The sequence below is a fragment of the Victivallis lenta genome (genome assembly GCF_009695545.1).
Lineage (GTDB): Bacteria > Verrucomicrobiota > Lentisphaeria > Victivallales > Victivallaceae > Victivallis > Victivallis lenta.
Window position 1 is genome coordinate 231,585 of sequence record NZ_VUNS01000002.1, and the last position, 22,172, is coordinate 253,756.

The window sequence follows — 22,172 nt, forward strand, 5'->3', positions numbered from 1 at the left end:
AAACTTTCGTCATTTGCATGGCGGCGTTCTTTCCGCCGTACGCTAATTGCGTTCGGTCGTGCCCCAGAAATAACCGTTTTCGGCGTCTTTGTAATCGTTCGGGATGCTTTTGATGCCGCGCTGTTCGACGTGTCCGTCCGCAAAGCAGACGTTCGCGGCGGAGCGCCCGCCGTGCCGCCACTCTCCGGTGCCGCTCCCGGCGGTGTTGACCATCTGGCTGACGGAAGCCGCCTGCGGGTCCGGGTAGCTGCCCCACTGGTCGGTGTCGAACATCGCGGCGCGCCGGCTCGGCGATTTGATCCGGCCGATTTTCATTTTGAAGGTCATTTTGCGGGCCGAAGCGAAACCGCGGGCGGTGTCGTCGTCCTTCGGGTCGTTGATCGCGTAATGCCGCGTCGAGACGGTCGCGTCATATTCGGCGACAGAGGCCGGGCAGGCGAACGGACCGGTCGGAATTCGTTTGGTGCTGGGCCCGGGAGCAAAGCAGTTATCCCTGATTTCGGTTCCGGGAGAATGAATCCGCATCAGCATATCCTGCCATTTGCCGGAATAGGCGGCCGGCGCCGGAATGATGTTGCAGTTTCCGGCCGGGATCACTCCGTCGTTGCCGTCCACATAGATCGCCATATATGTGCCGAGCTGTTTCAGGTTCGACGTGCATTGAATATCCTTCGCCCGGGAGCGCGCCTGGTTCAGCGCCGGCAGCAGCATCGAAGCCAGAATGGCGATAATTGCGATAACGACCAGCAGTTCGATCAGCGTGAAGTTTCTTCTCATGGTTCCGGCTCCTTTACAAGATGGTTTTCTGGTGGAATGTTCGGTTTTGATTGGACATATTCTTATTAAATTCACTATATAACAATGGATTTATCTGGTTTTAATTATACCGGAAAAATGGGCGGATGTCAAGCTTTTTTGCCATTCAAACCGAAAAAATCACAAATCTTTAATGATCGTCTTGTAAAATCCATAGATCAGTATATGGTATTATTGAAGATATGGAAAACGATAACGGAGGTTGGCCCATGTACCCGTCCTGCCAGGAGGATATCATTGCGGAGTTGAAACGGCGCATCGACGCCGGCGATTATACGGAGATGCTGCCGCCCGCGTCACAGCTGGCCGGGGAGTTCCGGGTCAACGTCAAAACCATGAACAAGGCGCTGAACCGGCTGGCGGCCGCCGGGGTGGTCGAACGCCGGAAGCGTTTCGGGACCGCTGTCCGCCCGTCCGGGGGCGCGGCCGGAGAGGCGCGCATGATCGAAGTCGTCTTTTCCGGTTTCACCGCTCCGTTCCTGCACCCGTTCTGGAGCGAAGTGCTTGAGGGACTTCACGATGTTTTTTCCGCAGCAGGCTGCCGGATGATTCTGAATCACATCGTTTCCGAGCCGGAGACCCATCTGTTCGACCTGAGCCGGATCCGGCTGTCGGAGGCGGCGGGCCGGGTTGTGGTCGGCCCGGGAGAAAAGCGGCTGCTGGACTGGATCGCGGCGACCCGGCGGCCGATGATCTGCGCCGGAGACGAGGTCTCGGACCCCGATATGCCCGGCGTCTTCTTCGACTTCACGCGCGGCATCGGCGATGCGATCGACTATCTCGGAAAACAGCGCAAATGCCGCCGGATCGGTTTCATCGGGCATATCGAGGCGTGGATCAATCCCGGCATGCTCCAGAAGTTCCATGCGTATTTGCATGCGGTGCAGCGCTACATGCAGATGGACCGCGCACTGATCGAAGGGTGCTGGCCGAAACCCGGAAACGGCCGCACGGCGGTCCGGAACCTTCTGGCCCGGACCCGGCCGGACGCGCTGCTCGTCGCCTCCGACCTGCTGATTCCGGAGATCGCGGCGGAGCTTGAGGCGCAGGGAATCCGTATCCCGCTGGTCGGCTGCGACGGCCTCCGGCTCGAGAAAGTTCCGGACGACTACCGGACGATCAGCGCGGCGCGGCGCGAATGCGGCCGCCGCGCCGCCCGGCTGCTGCTCGACGCAATGGACGGCAAACTCACCGGAAAAATCGGCCGCCACGCGATCGAGGCTGAATTCCGTTGAAACGGCGGACAAATGCCTGATTTCTTTTGGACTGTATTGATATTTTATCCCCAACCGCATTCATCGGACAATGCCGTCAAAAGGATTCCGGGGAAATCGCGCCTATATTATTCCACAAGTTCATGATCCGTTATGACAGCAAACAGAAAGGGACCTGCTCATGCGTCTTTTTCCGCTCTCCGCGGCCCTTGCCGCCATTCTGACGGCAGGAAGCCTGCCGGCCGTCGTCATCGAAGAGAATTTCAAAGGATATGCCGACTATGACCCGGCCCACGAGAACTGGATGTTCCGCGGCGTCGGCGGCGAAGTGATCGACGGCGAATACCGCTTCAACGGCGTCGCGATCGAAGCCGCCGAGGAAGGTGACGTCCATCCGGCTCTCGTCATGGGGCAGCTGCGCGATTTCCCGGCCGGCCCGAAGGTCGCCGCCGAAGCCGAGTTCACGCTCGGCGGCCGCGGTTTCAGCTTTCTCGACCCGGCGAAGAAAACCGCGCGCAGCATCGGGCTCGTGATCCTCGACCGCAAATTCTCGCGCGGCACGCGGGACGCCATGACCATTCCGACCCTGTTCCTGACGCTCGACGAATCGCCTGACGGCGCCCGCTCGGTCCGGTTCGCCTATGCCGGAGAGCCCAGACTGAACCCGGAACGGACCGTCACCGCCGATGCGAAAGAGTGGAATCCCGCCGGCAGCTACCGCTTCTCCCTGACGCTGGCCGACGGAACCGCGACCGGAACTATCACCGGAGCCGACGGCAGGGTGCTCTTCAAGGGGACGCTCCGCGATCCGGCCTTCAGCCGCGTCTTCGCCTCCGCCTGTCCGGGCTTTGCGAATCAGCGGATGGCCGGAGCCCTGCGGAGCTTCCGCGCCGACAACCTCGATTCGGCCGTCCCGAAACCGGCGCTCACCCCGATTCCGCTGCCGTCCTCCTGGACTCTGACCCTCGACAAGGGCGGCGCCCGCACCGTCACCCCGGGGCCGGACGGCATGATCGACATCGCCGGAATCGCCGGAGGTTTCGGAACCGGACGCACCGCCCGCCTCGAATGCGAAGTGACCGCCCCCGCAACCGGACGCTACATCGCCGGGGCCGAAGGCGACTGGTTCTGGCGGCTCTCGGTCAACGGCCACCCGGTCATCGACCTCATGAAATCCGGCAACGGCCGCGGCGAACAGGTCTTCGAGCTCCCGCTCAACGCCGGCAAGAACCGCATTGCGGTCGAAATCGGCAGCGGCAGCAACGGCTGGAACTACCGGCTCGGCGTGCCGGATCCCGAAATCATCCGCAGCCGCGAAGCACGGCTCCACCTCTACGGCGCCGACCGGGTGATCTGGAATCTCGACCGCCTGATCGACGACCTCAAGAACCTTAAGCGCTGGAAGATCGAAATCCCGGCGGCGGAGTCCGAAATTCTTGCGCTCCGCCGCACGATTCCGGCCGATCTCTCCGGCCGCGACGCGAAAAAATACGACGCGAAGCTCGATGAACTCTACCTCGCCGTCTACAACGCCTACCGCGCCGTGCAGCTCGACGACCTGCGGCGCGAAGCGGCCGGAATCGGCGAACTCCTGAACCGGGATTTCTCCGCCGAACTCCGGCAGCTCGAACTCCTCTCGAAGCGGCTGCGCCGGGCGGTCCGGAGCAACAACGCGGCGGAGGCCGAAACCGTCTCCGCCTCCGCGCGGCAGGTTCTCGACCGGATGACGCCCGATTTCGACCGCTTCCGCGAAGGCGTCTCCTTCGGACGCAACTTCGGCCGGTTCGGCTGGCTGACCGGCGACAAGGTCAGCTCCTACTCCTCCGGCGACGGACTGCTGGCCAACCAGGTGCTCTCCTCCGGCGGGCTCCTGCGCCAGTACGTCACGAGCCCGGACGGCAAAAAGCCGTGGCGGCTCGATTTCCGTTTCACCGGCACCCCCGACCCCGCCACAGCCGAGCGGCTCAACGCGCTGCCGACCGTCGGAGAAAACGCCGAAGTCGAATTCGGCTATGACCCGAGCTCCTTCTACTCCGGCAGCACGCCGAAGCAGGTCAAGGTCAAAGCGATCAACTGGGTCCGCAAACAGTTCGCCTGCGCCGACAACTTCGTGGCGGACATGAGTCTCGCCTCCCCGGCGCTGCTGCTCGAAAGCGCGCTCGACACTCTCGTCATCGATGAACCGTCGACCGGCCCTTTCACTCATATCGGCTACCGGAACGCCGACGGTGAAATCGTCTCGCAGCCGCTTGAGGAGGGAACCGTTTACGACCTCGAAAGCGACGGAAAGCTCGGCGCGAACTGGGTGCTTCTCTGGAGCGGAAACCATACCGACACCGACCTCTCGCGCCACGCCGGCAGCATTCCGGTGCAGGTCGTCTTCCAGCGCCAGCCGAAGCGCATCGAAAAAGAGGGCGGCCAGTACCGGATCACGCTCGGCAAGCCCGGCGCGGTCTGGCTCAATACGCCGTTCGGCGCCCGCATCCAGCCGGCCGGCAACTGGCTCGGCAGCCTGCCGCCCGCCGCCGCCGGACGCTGCGACGTGCAGGGACGCGCCGCTCTGGCCTATCCGGTCGGGCTGCGCGAATACTTCCGGCCGGCCGGGGACGACCGGGTCGAGCTCGTGAACCGCAGCGAATTCCGCCGTTTCGACGACAACGACTGGCAGCTTGCCCCGCTCGAATTCACCGCCGTCCCGCCGGTGCTCGCACTGATGGCGGAACGCGGCTTCGACGCGGAACTGCCGGCGGAGCTCGTCGATCTCGGCTATCCGACCATCTACGGACCGCTGCAGGCCGTTCCGGGCGACACGCTCCGCTGCACGCTGCCGGTTCCGCAGGCGCCCCGGACGCTTTTCCCGCGCAACACCGAAGCTCCGGCCGACAAGGTCGCCGAGCTCGTCAAGTGGAACCTGAGCGCCGTCGAGGGAACCCGCTTCCGCACCTACTGCGAGAACATCGCCCGCAGCTGGCACTCCCTCACCCCGACCGCGGGGAACGGCATGGCCACGAAGTCATGGAACTACCTCACCCCCGAATTCCGGGCATATATCGCCGGCCAGGACGGGTTCCTGACCCGGAATGCGCTCGGCTATCGCGGCAACCGTTTCTGGCGCTCGCTCTGCGAACCGTATTCCGGAACGAAGTACTTCTACTCCTTCTCGATCGCCTGCAAGGACCCCGGCGACGTCGGCGTCTTCGGCGACCGCGGCTACGGCGTGGCGAACCACCTGCTGCTGCTCGACCTCTTCGCCTCGTACGGCGGCTGCGGCGATGCCGTGAAGGCGGTCTGGCGCGACAACTCCCCCCTCGCCCCGCCGATGGCCATCCGCGACGGGAACACCGTGACCGTCGATAAGATGCAGGGCTACCTGACCGGCGTCCACGACTGGGCGTGGATGGAGGCCGGCAGCAACGACTGCGGCGACAACGGCCCGGTCGTCGACTGCGGACAGGCCGTCTTCGGCGGCGTCGCCGCGCTCCGCCGCATGGCGGAAGAGTTCGGCAACGACGAAGAGCGCGCCCGCGCCTCCTACCATCTCGCCAAGTCCCAGCTCTCCCAGATCGGCCGCCCGGCCTTCCGCGAGTACGGACATGCGACCGGGACACTCGGGCCGGACCATATGAACGTCGGTTTCCGCGAATTCATCACGCCGGATTCCTTCGCAAACTCCCCGATGATCGGCAAAACGCCGCGCAACGAATATGACGGCTCGCTCGATTCGCTCTTCTGCTACGCGTATCTCGACTGCCCCGACATCTATTTCCCGTATGCGAAATACGTCTGGGACGACCTGCGCCATTACGAGAACGACCGGGCAATCTACTGGCCGAACCGCGACCGCGGCAAAAGCAGCATGATGGGACACCTCTACTCGCGCATCGCCTATCTCATGCTGGACGGAACGCCGCAGTCCCGCGGGCTTGAGCTCCTCGACCACTGGACGAAAAAAGCCGTGTTCTACGAACGCTCCGGGGCGGTCCGCGAAACCATGCCGATGGCGCTGACCGGCGGCTGCCCGCTGACGCTGACCGAATGGCTGCCGCTCCCGGCGCCGGACTTCACCTTCACGCCGTCGCGGAAACTCGCGCGCCTGACCTTCCGGAACGTGCCGGAGCAATACGCTTTCCGCGCCATCTCGTCGCAGCCTCCCGCCGCCGTCCGCGTCAACGGGAAAGCCGCCGAATACGACTACGATCCGGCCGGCTGGGCGCTGTCGGTTGCGCTCCCGGCCCAGGAAACCGCCGAAGTCGAGATCGAATACGCCGAAATCGCCCCGGACCGGATTCAGCTGATGCCGCTGCCCCCCGCCCCGGACCGGATTCCGGCCGCGCCCGGACTCGACCCCGAGTCATTCACCCCGGCCGCCGCGAAAGCGCGCACGCCGCGCGTACCGGAGAAGGAGCTCTACCGCAGCAACTTCTCCGGCCCGGCCTCCGCCGCGCAGGCCAACGCGGGCGGCTGGAGCTTCAACTCCTGGGGCGACCCGAAAAACCCGCTCTCCGGCGGCCTGACCGGGGATACGCCCGAAACCGGCATTCCGGCGCGCGCGCTCGAAATCAAAGCCGTCCCGGTCAACTACGCCGGACGCGCCACCGGCGTCATCAAACTTGCGCCGAACCTGCGCGAACTCGTGCTGCGCGGCGAATTCACCCTCTCGCGCGACTATCGCGGCAACCGGCCGCGCGTCTTCTTCTGGAGCGGAAAATCAGCCCACTTCTTCGACCTCCCGGCCGCAAAACCCGGAGAAACGAAGCGGTTTGAAATCGTCCTGCCCGTCGCCGAGTTGCCGGCAGGCACCGGGGGAGTGAATCTTCAGCTGATCAGCCAGTTCGACGAAAAGCAGAGTGCGACCCCGGCCGGAAGCGTCTACTTCCGTTCGGTCGTTCTCACCGGCCGCTGACTTTACGCGACGCCGCGGGAGCCCTCGAAGGAGCGCGTCTCCTCAGGGTTCCGCGGCGCTGCGGGAGGAAGGCCTACTCGAGCATCGCCCAGAAGCGGCCCGACTTGTTTTTCCAGAGCTTGATCGGCAGCCCGTAGGCCGCGCTCAACACCTCTTCGCGCAGAACGGTTTCGCGGTCGCCGTACTCGACGATGCGGCCTTTGGCAAGGATCATGCCTTCGTTGAAAACCGGCAGGATGTCCTCGATGCGCTGGGTGATGAAGATGATCGTGACCTCCGGCAGCTTCTCGGCGATCTGGCGGATCTCTTCGAGCAGGAACTCGCGGCCGGCCATGTCGAGATAGACGCTCGGTTCGTCGAGAATGACCAGTTCGGGTTTGGTCAGCAGCGCGCGGGCGATCATGATCTTGACCTGCTCGCCGCTCGACATCGTGAAAATCTCCTGGTCGATCAGGTGGGCGCAGCGGAAGCGCTCCATCAGCGCCTTCGCCGTGTCAACCTCTTCCGCAGTGGCCTTGCGGGTCAGTCCGAGCGTGCCGTCGAAACCGGAGAGCACCATTTCAAGCCCGGTGCTCTCGGTATTCGTGAACTGGCTCATGAACGGACTGACCCAGGCGATCTTCTTGCGCAGCTCGACGAGGTTGGTCTGCCCGAAGCGGTTGCCGAGCACGTCGACCGTGGCTCCGAATTTCGGCCATGCATAACCCATCATCGTTTTGACCAGCGTGGTTTTGCCGGCGCCGTTCGCGCCGAGGATGAAGCAGCGTCCGCCCTTTGCAACCTGCCAGTTCAGGTCGTGAATGATTTCGCGCCCGCCGAGAAAGACGTTCGCATGTTTGATGTCGATTGCAAGTTCCGTATTCATTCCTGTTCCCTGCTTTTATATTCCAGCCAGCTGTCGCGCAGCAGTTTGCCTTCGGCGAACTCCCGCTCGAATCCGTCGAAATCGCCGGATTCGATCAGGCGCCGGAATTTTTCATAGCGGCGGTCGAAATCGCGCATGGCGCCGAGCACATACTCACGGTTGTTTTCGATGATCTCCCGCCACATGATCGGGGAGCTTGAGGCGATGCGGGAAGTGTCGCGGAAGCCGGTCGCGCAGCCGCGGAACCGTTCGAGCTTCGTCTTCCCGTCCGGCGAATCGAGAATCGAAAGCGCCAGCGCCGACGCCAGGATGTGCAGCACATGGCTCGTATGGGCGACAAGATCGTCGTGACGCGCCGCCGAAATGCGCGACGTGCGCGTGCCGACCGACTGCCAGAGCTCCTCCACCATCCGGACCGCGTCCTCCGGGGAATCCTCGTACGGGCAGACGAAAACGTCCGCATTCCGGTACAGCGTCGGGAAGGCCGATTCCGGCCCGGACTTCTCGGTGCCCGCCATCGGGTGGCCGCCGATGAAATGGACGCCGTAGGGTCTCAGGCAGAGCGCCGCCTTCATGACGCCGGATTTGCAGCTGCCGAGGTCGCTCACGACCGAACCGGGGCGGAAACAGGAGGCGTAGGTCATGAGATAGTGCTCGATCTCCGGCAGCGGCAGGGCGAAAAGCGTGAGGTCGGCCTTGCCGAGCGTCTCCTCCAACGAGTCGCCGCATTCGTCGAGCACGTCGCAGTCGACCGCCCAGCGGCGGATGGACTCCCGGCGGGTCCAGCCGATGCGGCGATAAACTCCCCCGCGCAGCGCCATGCCGAGCGAAGCGCCGAGCAGCCCGAGTCCGATGATCGCAACGACAGTATTTCGGGGCTGATCCATGATAATTCCTTTCGATAGATGATTAATATACCATGAACCGCAGGCCGATGCAACCCGCCCCGCCGGAAAAGTAAAAAGAAGTTCCGCCCGCATCGCGGAACTTCCCGGAGCGTCGCGCCCGCTTACCGTTCCACGGTGATTCCGGCGATCTGATTCGACCAGCTCTCCCGGAGCACCGGCGCTTTCAGCACGATCCGCAGGTAACGCATGTCCGCCGGGACGGGTTCTGCGTTGCACATGACGTAATGGTCGAATTCCGAACGGCGCACAAGTTCGAATCGAAGCGGCAGGCGAGTGAAGTTCCGGCCGTCCGGCGACCCCTCCAGTTCGTAGTAGTCGTTCAGGTCTTTGCCGCGATGCCGAAACCAGAAGTAGACGTCGGCCTTCACCTCTCCGAAGCGCGAATTGTCTCCGGCATGGAAGGTTCCGACCGGGCAGCGGCCGCCGTCGGCGCCGTCGGCGCTCAGCCGCCGTTCATCGATCTTCAGTCGGAGCGGGCAGCCGCCGAAATACTCCGCCGCATTGGAACTGTCCGTCGTGACGTACTCCGAAACCGTACCGGGCAGGATGCCGGCAAGCAGCTGTCCGCGCATCCGGCTGAAAAGCAGCGCCGCCGGTTTCTCCAGACGGAACGGTTCCTCCCGCCCGGCATGGACCGCCTCCAGCCGCACGTTCGACTTCATCACTTCGGCGATCATTTCGTCATAAGGGCGGTCCGTTCCGTCCACCAGCCCGAAGTTGAAGCTCTCCCCCACGGGCAGGCTGCGCATCATCACCGGCTGGTCGAAAAAGATGAAGTAGCCGAAACCGATGCACAGCGGATTCGCGGCCATCCGCTCGGTATAGTGGCGGTAAGCCAGTCCGCGGGAACGCTGGTCCCGGACGGTGCTGACCGAGTTGTAAGGACGCAATCCCCGCCGGTCGCAGACGAAGCTGAATTCGGTGAGGAAGACCGGGTTGTCCAACTCCCGGAGCCTCGGCATCAGCCCGGTCGACCACTGGGCATAAAGATCGTATTCGTTGAGCATGACCGCATCGGTGAACTCCGCCGCCGCATAGATCCATTCGTCGGACTGGCCCCGGCAATGCGATGCGCCGAACCACAGGTGCCCCGGATCGTATCTGCGGAAAAGCTCCCGGACGATCCGATGGTAGTGACGCGAAGCTTCCGTGATGAAATCCGCGACATCCTCCGCCGGAAGCGCGATTCTCTGCCGGTTTTCCAGCATCGCCCCGCGGCCGCCGGAGACGCGGAACAGTTCGGCGGCTTCCGCTTCTCCCCGGCGGCGGATCAGGAAATCGACCAGCGCCTGTTTCGACGCGACTGCGGGTTCGGCGGCCGCAAGTTCGTTCACGTCGCGCGCCTCCCAGCCGTTCTCGTTTTCCGTGGAGTAGGCGATCAGCATCGGATCGTCCCTGCGCCGGGCCGTCAGGGCGGCGACCTCCTTCCCGGCGGCAGCGGCGAAACCGGGGTCGTAAATGTCGATCCGGCGGCGCGGCAGACGCTTCACCGTGCGGAAAGTCCAATCCTCGACATACGGAAGGCCGAAGGTTTCGCCCCATCCCCATTTGGCAGTCGAGTTGAAGCCCCATGCGATCAGCCGCCTGCGGTTAACCTCCTTCGACTTCTCATAATAACCCGGTCCGTATTTTTTCTCCAGGTTGGCGGCGAGAAAATTGACCTTGCCGCCGGATATTCCGTCCGGCACGCGCTTCAGGTCCGGCAGTTCGAGAAATCCCTGCCGCGCGGAGCCGTCCGGTTCCTTCAGCGGAGATGAGTAACCGCCTTCACGATAACCGACCGCGTCGCAGCCGATGATGAAGCAGCGGTGTCCCTCCGGCGTGATCAGCCACCAGCGCCCGTCGATTTTCTTCTTGCGGAAGCGGCCTGTCGCCTCAAAGTCCCCGGCGTCGAGCCGTCCTCCGAAGCGGTCGAACCGGGCCGAATCAAACCCGGCATCGCGGATCAGCGGCCATTCGCGGGCGGCCTCGGCGCGGAGCTGTTCGTCGCAGGTGACTTTCCCCGGCCAATCCTCGCCGGTATACTGTCCGTAGCGGTCGACTTCCAGGGAGGGGGCGTCAGCCAGAAGCGTTCCGGCCACTCCGAGCATTGCGAAAATATATCGTTTCATCCGGAAAACCTCCCCGATTCAGTACGCCTGCACCACATTATTCTTGTGGACGACGGTAAACAGATTGACCGGTTCCGATTTCAGCTCGTTCACCCCCATCGGCTGAACGTGTCCGTCGAAGAAGCCCGGGTTGGCCCGGTCGCCGTGACGGGTGATCGCGGCAATCCTGTTGCTGCTCTCCTCCAGATAGGCGGTCGGCGAAAAGTTGTAGATGCCGTAGGTGAAATTGGCGGAATGGGCGGCAGTTGCGGCAGCGTCGATGAAAAAAACGGTTTTCGAGGGAGATTTCACATGCGACGGACGGAAGCAAGAGCGGCTCGGATCGTTATTGTCGAAGCTGACGCAGTTCCCGAGAATCCCGTTGTCATCCATGTAATTCTGATCTTTTCCGGCAGAATACATCGCATATGCGCCCCAGCAGGCGTTTACCTTGTTTGCGGGGATGGGGTCGCTCGGGCAAACCGCCGCCTTCCGCGTCAGGTAAGCCGGAAAAAACGGCCTCTCCAGGCCGGCCCAGCAGCCGTAATCCGCCGTATAAATCGCCGGCGTGCAGCCGAAGTCGTCCGCATACAGCGCCATTGCGGCCAGAAGCTGCCGGGTGTTGTTGACGCAGCCGGAAGAACGCGCCTTCTCCCGCGCCTGATTCAGCGCGGGCAGCAGCATCGAGGCCAGAATCGCGATGATCGCAATCACGACCAATAGTTCGACCAGAGTGAAATGTCTTCTCATCATGCTTTCTCCTGTGATGATTCCCGGGGTTGATAAATGCTTGTGCTGGCGCGTTTGACCAGCACGCTCGGAATAATCGTCTGCATCGGCGGCTTTTCACCGCGGCGGATCATGCCGTCGAGATATCGGACCGCGCATTCGCCGATCTCTTCGGCCGGCTGCCGGACCGAGGTCAGCTTCGGCGTAACCAGCGAGCAAAGCTCGTCGTCGTTGAAGCCGACAAGAGAAAAGTCCTCCGGGATGCGCCTGCGCCCGTCCCGCACCGCCGCAATGGCGCCGGGAGCGAGCTCATCCCACAGCAGCACCACCGCCGAGGGAGGATCGTCGACCGACATCAGCCGGTGCATGGCCGGATAAGCGTACAAATCGAGTCCCACGTCGGCTGGGCGCATATGAGCGAGCGGAGTTCCGAGCTCGGAGACATAATCCGGACGGTAGGCGATTCCGTAATCGGCAAGCGCCCGGCGATAGGCGTCGAAGCGCTCCCGGACCGACCTGACCGTCTCCAGGAATTCAAAGCCGCTGAGGATGAATCCGATCCGGACGTGCCCGAGCTCAATCAGATGGGAGACCGCCTCGTACATCGCCCGGCAGTTGTCGGTGGCCACCACCGGAATCGGCAGGCCGTCGATGCCGTTGTCCACACAGACCATCGGTATTTCGGCGGCGCATCGCCTCACAAGCTCCCGGTTGCTGAAATAAGGCAGCAGGATGATTCCATCGACCTTGTTGTTGCGGCAGCGGCGCAGGTATTCGGCCTCGCGCTCGGAGTCGTAGCGGGTGGCGCAGGCGATCATGGAATACCCGAGATTCGCGGCGGCGCGCTCCGCGCCGACCATCATCAGGTGGCCGATCGAATCCTGCAGATTGGAACAGATGTAAGCGATCTGCCGCCCCTGTTCGTCCGGCCGGCGCGCACGGCCGTGGGTGACGGCCACGAAGGTGCCTTTCCCCTGCACGGAATGGATGACGCCGCTGTGCTTCATGACGTCGAGCGCCTTAAGGACGGTCTGACGGGCGACGCCGAAGCGTTTCGCCAGCTGCTGTTCGGTTGGAATCCGTTCGCCGGCGGCAAAAACGCCGGAGGTGATTTCCTCCGACAGCTCCCGGCAGATTTCCCTGTATTTCGGTTGTATGGACATATCCGCTCTCCCTTTGGCTTCTGCCTTAATTATGAAAAAGAAATCGGCCGGGTGCAAGAAAAACGGCGTTTTTTTTGAACAAATCCGCCTCCTCCGCCAAAATTTGTACATACAACCCGGCGGGCGGCATCCGCCGGCCGGAACCGTTCCCGGAAGCCCTTCGTCCTCCGGCGGACAAAAGGATTTTCCGCCGGTCCGGCCAATTTGCGTTTTTTAGTCCGGAGTGCCGTTAAAAAAACTTGATTATCTCATAAAATCAACTATATTACCCAAGTAACTTAATAGTCTGGTACCGGTAAGTGTGAAGTGGGTGCAGCTCTGCCCGCTTTTTTATTTTGCGGAACAAGGCTCTCGGCCGGATGATATGGGAGAACTCCCCCGGATGTGGGGAAAATGCAATGGGAGGGTTGATATGGGAAACGAGTTGCTTCAGATTCTCGACTACATCGAGCAGGAGCGCGGAATCAGCCGCGACAGCTTGATTCGCGCTTTGGAAAATGCCATTCTGATCGGGTCGCGCAAAAGCATCCACCCGGCCAACGAGCTGAAGGTCAAGATCGACCCGGCGACCGGGGCGATCCGCGCCTGGGCCATGCTCGAGGTCGTGGAGGAAAATCCGACCTGCGACCAGCTCGTCGTCGCCCGCGCCCGGGAGCGTTTCCCGGACGTGAAGCTCGGCGACATCGTCGAGTGGGAGGTCACGCCGCACAACTTCGGCCGCATCGCGGCGCAGACCGCGCGGCAGGCGATGATCCAGCAGCTGCGCAAGGCGGAGAAGGAGAACGTCCAGGACGAGTTCGCCGACCGGGTCGGCACGATTCTGAACGGCATCGTCCGCCGTTTCGACGCGGGCAGCATCATCATCGACTTCCAGCGCGCCGAGGGGATCATGCCCGCCAAGGAGAAGGTCCACGGCGAACAGTACCAGCCCGGCGAGCGGATCAACGCCTACCTGCAGAAGGTCGACATCAACACGGCGGGGCCGAGCCTGATCGTTTCGCGCGCCTGCCCCGAATTCGTCCTCAAACTCTTCGAGCGCGAGGTCAGCGAAATCCATGACGGCGTCGTGGTCATCAAGGGAATCGCGCGCGAGGCGGGCAACCGGACCAAGGTCGCCGTCATGAGCACCGACCCGCGGGTCGACCCGGTCGGCTCCTGCGTCGGCGTCCGCGGCAACCGCGTGCGCAACATCACCGCCGAGCTCGGCATGGAGCGGATCGACATCGTCCCGTGGGATGCCGACATCCGCAAATATGCGACAAACGCGCTGCTGCCCGCCAAGGTGCAGTCGGTCGAAGTCAACGAAGAGAAGCACGAGCTGGTCGTCCGGGTCACCGAGGAGCAGTCGAAACTCGCGTTCGGCAAGAAGGCGCAGAACGTCCGGCTCTGCTCGAAGCTGATCGGCTGGAACATCACGATCCAGAATGAGGAGCCGAAGGACGAGAAAGGCTCGATCCGCGACCAGCTCCGCCAGGCGGCGGCCAGGCTCGCGGCCGACCTCGACATCTCGGAGAAAACCGCGAATCTGCTGATCAGCAACGGATACGTTACCGTGGACGGCGTGAAGGAGGCGGGGCGCGACACGCTTCTCGAGCTTGAAGGCGTCGATGCGGAGGAAATCAACCATGCGTTTGAACATCTCGACGCGTAAGTGCTGCCGCAACAGGAGGATTTGAAATTGGGTAAGATTCTTAAAGTAAAGGACATCGCAAAGCAGTACGGCGTCCCGGCAAAATCAGTGATCGAAGAACTCGCCGGTCAGGGAATCGAAGCGGACGACGCCGAAAACAGCGTCATTCCGGACGATATGATCGAACTGGTCGAGATGTATTTCGCCGACCTCTACGATCAGGACAGCGAACCGGCCGCGGCCGCCGACAAGAAACCGGCCAAAAAAGGCGGCAAGAAACCGCCGGCCGGGCGCAGGGAAGAGCACGGCGGCGACCGCGGCAAAGGCAGTCCGCACAAGGGCGGGCGGCCGCAGCCGGCCGCAGTTTCTTCCGCACGTGCCGCGGGCGGGAAGGTCACGCTGCCTGCGCCGATCATCGTCAAGGCGCTGGCCGAAGCGGTCGGCAAGAAGCCGAATGAACTCATCACCGACCTCATCAAGCTCGGCGAACTCGCCGGCATCAATCAGCCGATCAGCGAGGCGAACGCGCGGAAGCTCTGCGCCTCCTACGGCTACGAGCTCGAAATCGGCGCCGCGCCGAAACCGGCTCCGGCGCCGGCGGCCCCCGCCAAGCCGAAGCCGGAGGACAACCCGGCCAACCTGAAGGAACGGCCGCCGGTCGTCACTTTCATGGGTCATGTCGACCACGGCAAGACCTCGCTGCAGGACGCCGTCCGCCACACCCATGTGACGGCGCAGGAAGCCGGGGCGATCACGCAGCATATCGGCGCTTCGACCGTCACTCACAACGGCAAGCCGATCACGTTCATCGACACCCCGGGACACGCGGCTTTCACGAACATGCGCGCCCGCGGTGCAAACCTGACCGACATCGTCGTTCTGGTCGTCTCCGCGACAGAGGGCTTCAAGCCGCAGACCGTTGAGGCGATGAACCACGCCAAGGCGGCCAAGGTTCCGATCATCGTGGCCATCAACAAGATCGACCTGCCGGAAGCCGATCCGGACAAGATTCTGCTCCATATGCAGCAGAACGGCCTCACCAGCGAAGACTGGGGCGGCGACGTCGGCACCGTCCGCGTTTCAGCCAAAACCGGCCAGGGACTCCCGGATTTGCTGGACCGCATCCTGCTCGAAGCGGAGATCCTCGAGCTCAAGGCCAATCCGAAACGGCGCGCGGCCGGAGCCGTGCTCGAAGCGCAGATGGAGGTCGGTCTCGGCCCCACGGCGAGCGTCCTGGTGCAGGACGGCACGCTGCATGTCGGCGACACGATTCTCTGCGGAGAGCATTACGGCCGGATCCGCACGCTCATCAACGACAAGGGCGAGCGCGTCAAGACGGCGGGGCCGAGCGTTCCGGTGAAGGTGGTCGGGCTCTCCGGCGTTCCCGAAGCGGGCGACCGGCTCGAGATCTTCGAATCCGAGAAAGCGGCGCGGGCCGAGGCGCAGGAGCGGGTCGCCGCCAAACGCGGCAACATGCTCGCCACCAGCGCCATCGCAACAGCGGAGGACCTGTTCAGCAAGCTCAACAGCAATAACCAGAATTCGCTGAACATCATCATCAAGTCCGACGTGAAGGGGTCGGGCGAAGCGATCGCCCACTCTCTCGCCGAGCTCCCGCACGAGAAGATCAAGGCGGAAGTCGTGGCCAATGCGGTCGGCCCGATCAGCGAAAACGACATTTCGCTCGCCGCGGCGACGAACTCAATCGTGGTCGGCTTCCACGTCCGGGTCAATCCGGGCGTGAACGAGATGGCGAAGAAGCAGAAGGTCGAAATCCGCCTGTACAGCATCATCTACGAGCTGCTCGAGGACATCACCGATGCGCTCGCCGGCAAACTCGAGCCGGAAAAGCGCGAGAAACCGATCGGCGAAGCGAAGATCCTGCAGATCATCGAACTCTCGAAGGGGCCGAAAATCTGCGGCTGCATGGTTGAATCCGGTTCGGTCCGGGTCGGCGCCAAGGCACGGGTCCGGCGCGACGGCGACCTCATCTACAACGGGGAAGTCGCGAGTCTGCGCCGCTTCAAAGACGACGTGAAGGAGGTGAAGGCGGGCCTCGAATGCGGCATCCGCCTCGACAACTTCGCCGACTTCCTGGTCAACGACGAAATCGAAATTTACGAAATCGAGCTCAAGAAAGCGACTCTCTGAATATGGCGGAAAAAGTAGACCGTTTAACCCGGGTCAACGCGCTGCTGAAGCGCGAGTTGGCCGAGGCGATCGAACGGGATCTCGTGATCCCGTCCGGCATGCTCGTATCGGTGACGGAGGTCAACGTCAGCGTAGACCTCCGCAACGCGACCGTTTATGTCAGCATCTTCGGCGGGAAAGCCTCCGACCGGCAGGCGGTCATGCACGGGCTGGCCGAGGAACGGCTGAACCTGCAGTCCCGTCTCGGGCGCACGCTCGCTTTCAAGCATACGCCGGTGCTGGACTTCCGGCTCGACACTCGCACGGAAAAGGGCGACCGGGTGCTGGAGCTGCTCCAGCAGGCCGAAAGGGAGGAATCCGGGCGCGATGAGTGAAACGATCTCCCTCCCCGAAGCGGCGAAACTGCTGCAGGAAAAAGAGCGGATCCTGATTCTGACGCATGAACGCCCCGACGGCGACGCATTCGGGTCCGCGCTCGGGATGCAGGAGTTCCTGCGCGACTGCTGCGGCAAGCGGGCCGAGGCGTATCTCCCCGCTCCCCCCGCGTCGCGCTACGCGGAGCTGATCGGTTCCTGCAAGCAGACGCTGACGCCGGAGGAGCTCGGCAATTACGACCTGATCCTGCTGCTCGACTGCGCGAACCGGGAGAGGATCGCCTGCGGTCCCGCAATCGGGAGCGCCTCGCTGCCGGGGCTGGAAACGCCGCCGATGCTGAATGTCGACCACCATGTCGGCAACAATGTCGGCGCGCGCTGGAACCTCGTGATTCCGGACGCGGCGGCGGCGAGCCAGATCGCGGCCGAAATCGCGCTCGAATTTCCGTGCCGCATCCAGCCCCGCCCGGCCACGCTCTGGCTGCTCGGAATCCTGACCGACACCGGTGCCTTCCGTTTCTCGAACACGCTCGGGCGCACGCTCCGGGTGGCGGCCGAGCTGCTCGACTGCGGCGCCGATCTCGAAGGAGTGGTCAACGCGGCCTACTATTCGAAGCCGCTCCGCCAGCAGCGGTTCGAGGTCGAGCTGCTCGAAACGCAGGAGCGGGTCGCGCTGGACGGCCGGTACATCTACGCCTATATTCCGGACGAACTGTTCCGGAAGTACGACTTCGACATGCGCGACGGCGAAGGGCTGATCGAACTCCTGCGCGAGGTGGCCGGAACGAAGATCGTCGCACTCTTCTACCGGAAGGGCGACAGCTTCAAGGTTTCGCTCCGCAGCAAGGACCAGCGTTATCCGGTCGGTCCGCTGGCGCGCGCCCTCGGGGGCGGCGGCCACGACATGGCGGCCGGCATCACGCTCACCGGGATGAATCACGAAGAGGTAGAAGCGCTGCTGCTCGAAAAGGCGGCCGCGCTGCTGGACCAGGATGCAAAACAGGATTAGGAATTCATGCGATACAACCCTTCCAAACACCGGTTGCCGCCGTTTCACACCAGCGGAGTGCTGCTGGTCGACAAGCCGTTGGAGTGGACCAGCTTCGATGTGGTGAACTTCGTGCGCTCCCGCTTCAATATCCCGAAAGTCGGCCATTGCGGGACGCTCGACCCGGCCGCGAGCGGGCTGCTCGTGCTCGTGCTCGGCAAGTTCACGCAGCTCTCCTCGAAATTCAGCGGGGAGGACAAGGTCTACGAGGCGAAGCTCCAGCTCGGGCTGGAAACCGACTCCGGCGACCTGGATGGCGAAGTGATTTCCACGCGCGACTGGTCCGCCGTGACGCCGGAGCTGCTGCGTGAGACGCTGGCCGGTTTCGTCGGCGAGCAGCTCCAGACGCCGCCGATGGTTTCGGCCGTCAAGAAGGACGGAAAAAAGCTCTATGAGCTGGCCCGCCAGGGAGTCGAAGTCGAGCGCGAGGCGAAGCCGATCACGATTTTCTCGATCGACGTCACGAAGCTTGAACTGCCGTTCTGCGAATTCACCATGCGCTGTTCGAAAGGGACCTACGTCCGTACGCTCTGCTCCGATCTCGGCAGAAAGCTCGGCTGCGGCGGGACGCTGGCCGGACTGCGCCGCACGGTGAGCGGGCAGTTCGGCATCGGAGACGCGATCACCGTCGATCAGCTGAAGGAGTTCGAACAGGCTGACCTTGAAATCCATGTCCGCAAATTTCTTTTTGAACGCCTCTCCAAAATCGCGGGGGTGAACCATGGCTGAATCCGACTTTACGATCGGCGACATCGAATCGGCGATCGACAGCTGCCTGCGGCGGAATTCCGATGTTCCGGTCACTGCCGGAACGGTCATCAGACAGCTCGGCGGGCGGAAAACCAAAGCCCTGGCCGACCGGATCGACCGGACGCTGACCGGAGACGACCGTTTCTTCGACGACGGCAAAGGGAATTTCACCTCCCGCGCCGCGTTTTTCCGCAATTACGAATTTGTCCTGACGCCGGACGAGTGGGAGATTCAGGAGGGCATCCTGTTCCCCGGCCACCGCTTCGCGGCCTATGTGAGTCCCGCCGTGTTCCCGTCCGAAACCAAGCTCTGCGGCCCGGACGGCAAGCCGTTTGCCGCAAAGCAGATCAACGTGCCGGTCTCGCAGGTGTTCCATTACCACCTCCTGCTCGGTTCGGAGCAGCTGTTCGACTTTTTCACGGCCGAGTCCGCCGCGAACGCGAATCTTTCGCGCCGGCCGCAGCCGACCGACCTTGTGACATTGAACGTTTTCGACCTGGCGGATTTCTACCGCAAACACAAATTCACCGCCGGGGATGCGCTTCTCTGCCGGGTGGACGACTGGTGCGACGGCCGGGTGACGGCCGCCTTCCTGCCGGCCGACGACCGGAAGGAATCCGACCTGAAGAAATGGATCGCGGCATACGAAAAGGCGCTGGACCCCGTATTCGACCGTTTCGAATCGTATCCGGAAATTCCGGAGCAGCTCGCCTATGCCTGCTTCACCGGTGCGGGGGAACTGCCGGAGGCCGGAAAGTCGGCCTCGCTCGACGAATTCGTCCGCCGGACCAATCAGGTCGAGATCAATTTCGATTCGGACCACACCGTTCTGGCGAAGCGGCAGGCCGAGCCGGACGACTATCCGGTCGAGCTGCCGGAGGGCGTCCTGCTTTCGCGCGGCGAAACCGGTGAAATCGGCTCCCTGCTGCGTGAGATCGGTTCCCCGCTGACGCCGATCGAGGTGGACAGCTATATTCTCGACTGCTGCTATGCGCGCGAACTCGATTTCGAGGAGTTCTTCGCGCGGGCTTTCGGCCGGGAGAAGCTGAAGTTCGTCGACGAGGGACAGCAGGCCGTCTTTTACAACTACGTCGAAGAGCGCTTCGAAGAGCTGACCGAAACCTACAACCGGGTGGACGACGAACCGAAAGCTCCGCTGCGTTCGACGATCCTCGAACTCGTAGACGACCGCCTCGCCTTCTTCGACTTCCTCAGTTCGATCGACAAATCCGCCTCGGAACTGTCGCAGGATGACCTGAAGGAACTCGCGGCGCTCTCGATGCAGCTCGATGAAGTTCTGAAACTGCTGAACGATCCGGGCTACACGCCGGACGCCGGCGACCTCGACCGCCTGGCCGAAACCGTCGAGCTGCGCACCGACGAGCAGGAAGCTCTCATTGCGCGGTTGACCGACCGGTTCGAAAGCGGTCCGAACCAATAAGCAACAACCTCAGGAGAGAGATCAATATGAGTCAAAGGATGCTGGCAAGCGGCAACGAAGCGATTGCGATGGCCGCGTTCGACTGCGGCGTGCATCTCGGGGTGGGCTACCCCGGGACCCCGTCGTCGGAAATTCTCGAAAACTTCAGCGCGATCGGCGGCAGCGCCGAATGGGCGCCGAACGAAAAGTGCGCGCTTGAAGTCGGAATCGGCGTCGCGTTCGCGAACGGCCGCTCCCTGGTCACCATGAAGCATGTCGGCGTCAACGTGGCGGCCGACCCGCTGTTCACGATCGCCTATTCCGGAACTCCCGGCGGCCTCGTGCTGGTCAGCGCCGACGATCCCGGCATGGCCTCGAGCCAGAATGAGCAGGATAACCGCCGCTATGCGGTCGCCGCCGGTGTGCCGATGTTCGAACCGGCCGACTCGCAGGAGTGCTACGACTTCCTGATCCGCGCCTTTGAAATCTCCGAACAGTTCCGCCGTCCGGTGCTGTTCCGGGTCACCACGCGGGTCTGCCATTCCAAGTGCATCCTGACCCGCCGCGGCGGAGTCGAGCCGCGCGCGACGCATTTCGACAAGGACCCGAAAAGCAATGTCATGATCCCGGCCTACGCCCGGATCGCGCACCGCAAACTGCGCGCGTCTCTGCATGAGCTTGAGGCGCTGAACGAAAAAGGCGAATTCACGAAGGAGATCCGGAAGTCGGACGAGCTCGGTATCATCACCTCCGGCATCAGCTTCCAGCATGTCCGCGACGCGGCGCCCGAAGCTTCGGTGCTGAAGATCGGCTTCACCTATCCGCTGCCGATGCAGACCATCCGCCGTTTCGCGGAATCGGTCAGGCGCTGCGTCGTCGTCGAAGAGGGCGACCCGATGCTCGAGGACGCGATCAGGGCCGCCGGAATTCCGGTCGAGGGCAAGGCCGAGATGTTCCGGTTCGGGGAGCTCAATGTGAACCGCGTCCGCAAACTGCTCGCCAACGACCTCACGCCGGAGGCGCAGCCGCCGGCCGGCAAGCCGCCGCAGCTCTGCGTCGGCTGTCCGCACCGCAAGGCGTATGAACTGCTGCGTGACCTGAACTGCATCGTCTCCGGCGATATCGGCTGCTACACGCTCGGCGTGCTGCCGCCGTTTGAAGCGGTCGACACCTGCGTCTGCATGGGCGCGTCGATCACGGTCGGGCTCGGGCTGCGCAAGGCGCTGCCCGAGGCCGAAGCGCGCCGCGTGGTCAGCGTGATCGGCGATTCGACTTTCATGCACACCGGCGTCAACGGCATCGTCGAGATGGTCTACAACCGCCCGGCGACCGGGCACGTGGTCCTGATCCTCGACAACAGCACAACCGCGATGACCGGGCTTCAGGAGCATCCCGGCACCGGCCGGAAACTCGACCATACCCCCTGCCCGACACCGGTCTCGATCGAAGAGACGGTCAAGGGAATCGGCGTCGACAACGTCGACGTGATCGACGCGGTGCTCGACGGCAGGGGATTCGAGGAACTGCTGAAGAAGCGGCTCGCCTCGAACGACACGAGCGTCATCATCTGCCGCCGCCCGTGCATCCTGGCCGCGGTGAAGATCAAGTCCTACGGGGAGAAAAACTGATATGGCGAAAACAACGAATATCACCGTCTCCGGCCTCGGCGGCCAGGGGGTGCTGAAGGTGACCGACATCCTTGCGGAGGTCCTGTTCCGCGCGGGTTACGACGTCAAGAAGAGCGAAGTCCACGGCATGAGCCAGCGCGGCGGCTCGGTTTCGAGCGAAGTCCGTTACGGCGAAGAGGTTGCCAGCCCGATGGTGCCGGAAGGCGAAAGCGATTTCCTCATCGTGCTCGAACCGACCCAGATCGAGGTGAATCTGCACAAGCTCAAAGCGGGCGGCGTGCTCATCACGACCGACGACGTGCCGACGGACAGGCTCAAGACGCCGAAAGCGCTGAATACGATGATGCTCGGCGCGCTTTCGGCGAAAATGCCCGATATCGGCGAGGAACTGTTTCTCGAGGTGCTGAAAGCGTTCCTGCCGGAGAAGCTGCATGAACTCAACATCGAAATGTTCCGGCTCGGCCGGCAGGGATAATCAACAGG

16 protein-coding genes are annotated in these 22,172 nt (G+C 63.0%); 10 read left to right on the top strand and 6 right to left on the bottom strand.

The window, feature by feature from the left end; translation table 11 throughout:
• Positions 1–42: 42 nt before the first annotated feature.
• On the bottom strand, positions 43–777 hold the full coding sequence (locus FYJ85_RS02970; RefSeq protein WP_154416948.1) for a prepilin-type N-terminal cleavage/methylation domain-containing protein: 735 nt from the start codon (positions 775–777) through the stop codon (positions 43–45).
• A gap of 248 nt (positions 778–1,025) precedes the next feature.
• Between FYJ85_RS02970 and FYJ85_RS02975 the strand changes: the two genes are divergently transcribed.
• Together FYJ85_RS02975 and FYJ85_RS02980 are read left to right on the top strand one after the other, a co-directional pair.
• Positions 1,026–2,051, top strand: a complete 1,026-nt coding sequence (locus FYJ85_RS02975) for a GntR family transcriptional regulator (RefSeq protein ID WP_177995566.1) — start codon at positions 1,026–1,028, stop codon at positions 2,049–2,051.
• 160 nt (positions 2,052–2,211) lie between these two features.
• On the top strand, positions 2,212–6,933 hold the full coding sequence (locus FYJ85_RS02980) for a carbohydrate-binding protein (RefSeq protein ID WP_154416950.1): 4,722 nt from the start codon (positions 2,212–2,214) through the stop codon (positions 6,931–6,933).
• 73 nt (positions 6,934–7,006) lie between these two features.
• Here FYJ85_RS02980 and FYJ85_RS02985 read toward each other — a convergent pair whose 3' ends face one another.
• The 5 genes from FYJ85_RS02985 to FYJ85_RS03005 all read right to left on the bottom strand — a co-directional run bounded on the left by FYJ85_RS02985 (position 7,007) and on the right by FYJ85_RS03005 (position 12,688).
• Entirely contained in the window at positions 7,007–7,798 is a 792-nt protein-coding gene (locus tag FYJ85_RS02985) for an ABC transporter ATP-binding protein (protein ID WP_106054879.1), read from the bottom strand.
• Entirely contained in the window at positions 7,795–8,685 is an 891-nt protein-coding gene (locus FYJ85_RS02990) for a prephenate dehydrogenase (protein WP_158704235.1), read from the bottom strand. The genes FYJ85_RS02985 and FYJ85_RS02990 overlap by 4 nt, the downstream gene beginning before the upstream one ends.
• A gap of 122 nt (positions 8,686–8,807) precedes the next feature.
• Positions 8,808–10,817: a hypothetical protein gene (locus FYJ85_RS02995; RefSeq protein ID WP_154416951.1), complete on the bottom strand. Its 2,010-nt coding sequence runs from the start codon at positions 10,815–10,817 to the stop codon at positions 8,808–8,810.
• 18 nt (positions 10,818–10,835) lie between these two features.
• Positions 10,836–11,549 (bottom strand): prepilin-type N-terminal cleavage/methylation domain-containing protein, encoded by a 714-nt coding sequence (locus tag FYJ85_RS03000; RefSeq protein ID WP_106055786.1) that lies wholly within the window; start codon positions 11,547–11,549, stop codon positions 10,836–10,838.
• Positions 11,546–12,688: a GntR family transcriptional regulator gene (locus FYJ85_RS03005; protein ID WP_158704234.1), complete on the bottom strand. Its 1,143-nt coding sequence runs from the start codon at positions 12,686–12,688 to the stop codon at positions 11,546–11,548. Before FYJ85_RS03005 ends, FYJ85_RS03000 begins: the two co-directional genes overlap by 4 nt.
• A 412-nt stretch (positions 12,689–13,100) precedes the next feature.
• Here FYJ85_RS03005 and nusA point away from each other — a divergent pair, with 412 nt between their 5' ends.
• The 8 genes from nusA to FYJ85_RS03045 are packed head-to-tail and all read left to right on the top strand — an operon-like array spanning position 13,101 to position 22,164.
• Positions 13,101–14,339 (top strand): transcription termination factor NusA, encoded by a 1,239-nt coding sequence (nusA, locus tag FYJ85_RS03010; protein WP_177995571.1) that lies wholly within the window; start codon positions 13,101–13,103, stop codon positions 14,337–14,339.
• A gap of 27 nt (positions 14,340–14,366) precedes the next feature.
• Positions 14,367–16,469, top strand: coding sequence for a translation initiation factor IF-2 (infB, locus tag FYJ85_RS03015; RefSeq protein WP_177995572.1), 2,103 nt, complete (start codon positions 14,367–14,369; stop codon positions 16,467–16,469).
• Positions 16,470–16,471: 2 nt separating this feature from the next.
• Positions 16,472–16,843, top strand: coding sequence for a 30S ribosome-binding factor RbfA (gene rbfA, locus FYJ85_RS03020; RefSeq protein ID WP_158704231.1), 372 nt, complete (start codon positions 16,472–16,474; stop codon positions 16,841–16,843).
• The gene (locus tag FYJ85_RS03025) at positions 16,836–17,852 is read left to right on the top strand and encodes a DHH family phosphoesterase (RefSeq protein WP_154416955.1); all 1,017 of its coding nucleotides are present in this window, start codon (positions 16,836–16,838) and stop codon (positions 17,850–17,852) included. Before rbfA ends, FYJ85_RS03025 begins: the two co-directional genes overlap by 8 nt.
• 6 nt (positions 17,853–17,858) lie before the next feature.
• Entirely contained in the window at positions 17,859–18,620 is a 762-nt protein-coding gene (gene truB / locus FYJ85_RS03030) for a tRNA pseudouridine(55) synthase TruB (protein ID WP_154416956.1), read from the top strand.
• A complete protein-coding gene (locus FYJ85_RS03035) occupies positions 18,613–20,082 on the top strand; it encodes a hypothetical protein (RefSeq protein WP_154416957.1) in 1,470 nt (489 codons plus the stop codon). The genes truB and FYJ85_RS03035 overlap by 8 nt, the downstream gene beginning before the upstream one ends.
• Positions 20,083–20,108: 26 nt before the next feature.
• Positions 20,109–21,689 carry a thiamine pyrophosphate-dependent enzyme gene (locus tag FYJ85_RS03040; protein ID WP_154416958.1) on the top strand — a complete coding sequence of 527 codons (1,581 nt, stop codon included), beginning with the start codon at positions 20,109–20,111 and terminating at the stop codon, positions 21,687–21,689.
• A gap of 1 nt (position 21,690) precedes the next feature.
• Positions 21,691–22,164, top strand: coding sequence for an indolepyruvate oxidoreductase subunit beta (locus FYJ85_RS03045; RefSeq protein WP_106054868.1), 474 nt, complete (start codon positions 21,691–21,693; stop codon positions 22,162–22,164).
• Positions 22,165–22,172 lie beyond the last annotated feature (8 nt).

Bases quoted from the DNA above. Each gene is read 5' to 3' on its own strand.
- FYJ85_RS02995 (WP_154416951.1), bottom strand. From the start codon at position 10,817: ATGAAACGATATATTTTCGCAATGCTCGGAGTGGCCGGAACGCTTCTG.
- FYJ85_RS02985 (WP_106054879.1), bottom strand. From the start codon at position 7,798: ATGAATACGGAACTTGCAATCGACATCAAACATGCGAACGTCTTTCTC.
- FYJ85_RS03025 (WP_154416955.1), top strand. From the start codon at position 16,836: ATGAGTGAAACGATCTCCCTCCCCGAAGCGGCGAAACTGCTGCAGGAA.
- truB (WP_154416956.1), top strand. From the start codon at position 17,859: ATGCGATACAACCCTTCCAAACACCGGTTGCCGCCGTTTCACACCAGC.
- FYJ85_RS02970 (WP_154416948.1), bottom strand. From the start codon at position 777: ATGAGAAGAAACTTCACGCTGATCGAACTGCTGGTCGTTATCGCAATT.
- FYJ85_RS03040 (WP_154416958.1), top strand. From the start codon at position 20,109: ATGAGTCAAAGGATGCTGGCAAGCGGCAACGAAGCGATTGCGATGGCC.
- FYJ85_RS03035 (WP_154416957.1), top strand. From the start codon at position 18,613: ATGGCTGAATCCGACTTTACGATCGGCGACATCGAATCGGCGATCGAC.
- FYJ85_RS03045 (WP_106054868.1), top strand. From the start codon at position 21,691: ATGGCGAAAACAACGAATATCACCGTCTCCGGCCTCGGCGGCCAGGGG.
- FYJ85_RS02975 (WP_177995566.1), top strand. From the start codon at position 1,026: ATGTACCCGTCCTGCCAGGAGGATATCATTGCGGAGTTGAAACGGCGC.
- FYJ85_RS03000 (WP_106055786.1), bottom strand. From the start codon at position 11,549: ATGATGAGAAGACATTTCACTCTGGTCGAACTATTGGTCGTGATTGCG.
- FYJ85_RS02980 (WP_154416950.1), top strand. From the start codon at position 2,212: ATGCGTCTTTTTCCGCTCTCCGCGGCCCTTGCCGCCATTCTGACGGCA.
- FYJ85_RS03005 (WP_158704234.1), bottom strand. From the start codon at position 12,688: ATGTCCATACAACCGAAATACAGGGAAATCTGCCGGGAGCTGTCGGAG.
- FYJ85_RS02990 (WP_158704235.1), bottom strand. From the start codon at position 8,685: ATGGATCAGCCCCGAAATACTGTCGTTGCGATCATCGGACTCGGGCTG.
- nusA (WP_177995571.1), top strand. From the start codon at position 13,101: ATGGGAAACGAGTTGCTTCAGATTCTCGACTACATCGAGCAGGAGCGC.
- rbfA (WP_158704231.1), top strand. From the start codon at position 16,472: ATGGCGGAAAAAGTAGACCGTTTAACCCGGGTCAACGCGCTGCTGAAG.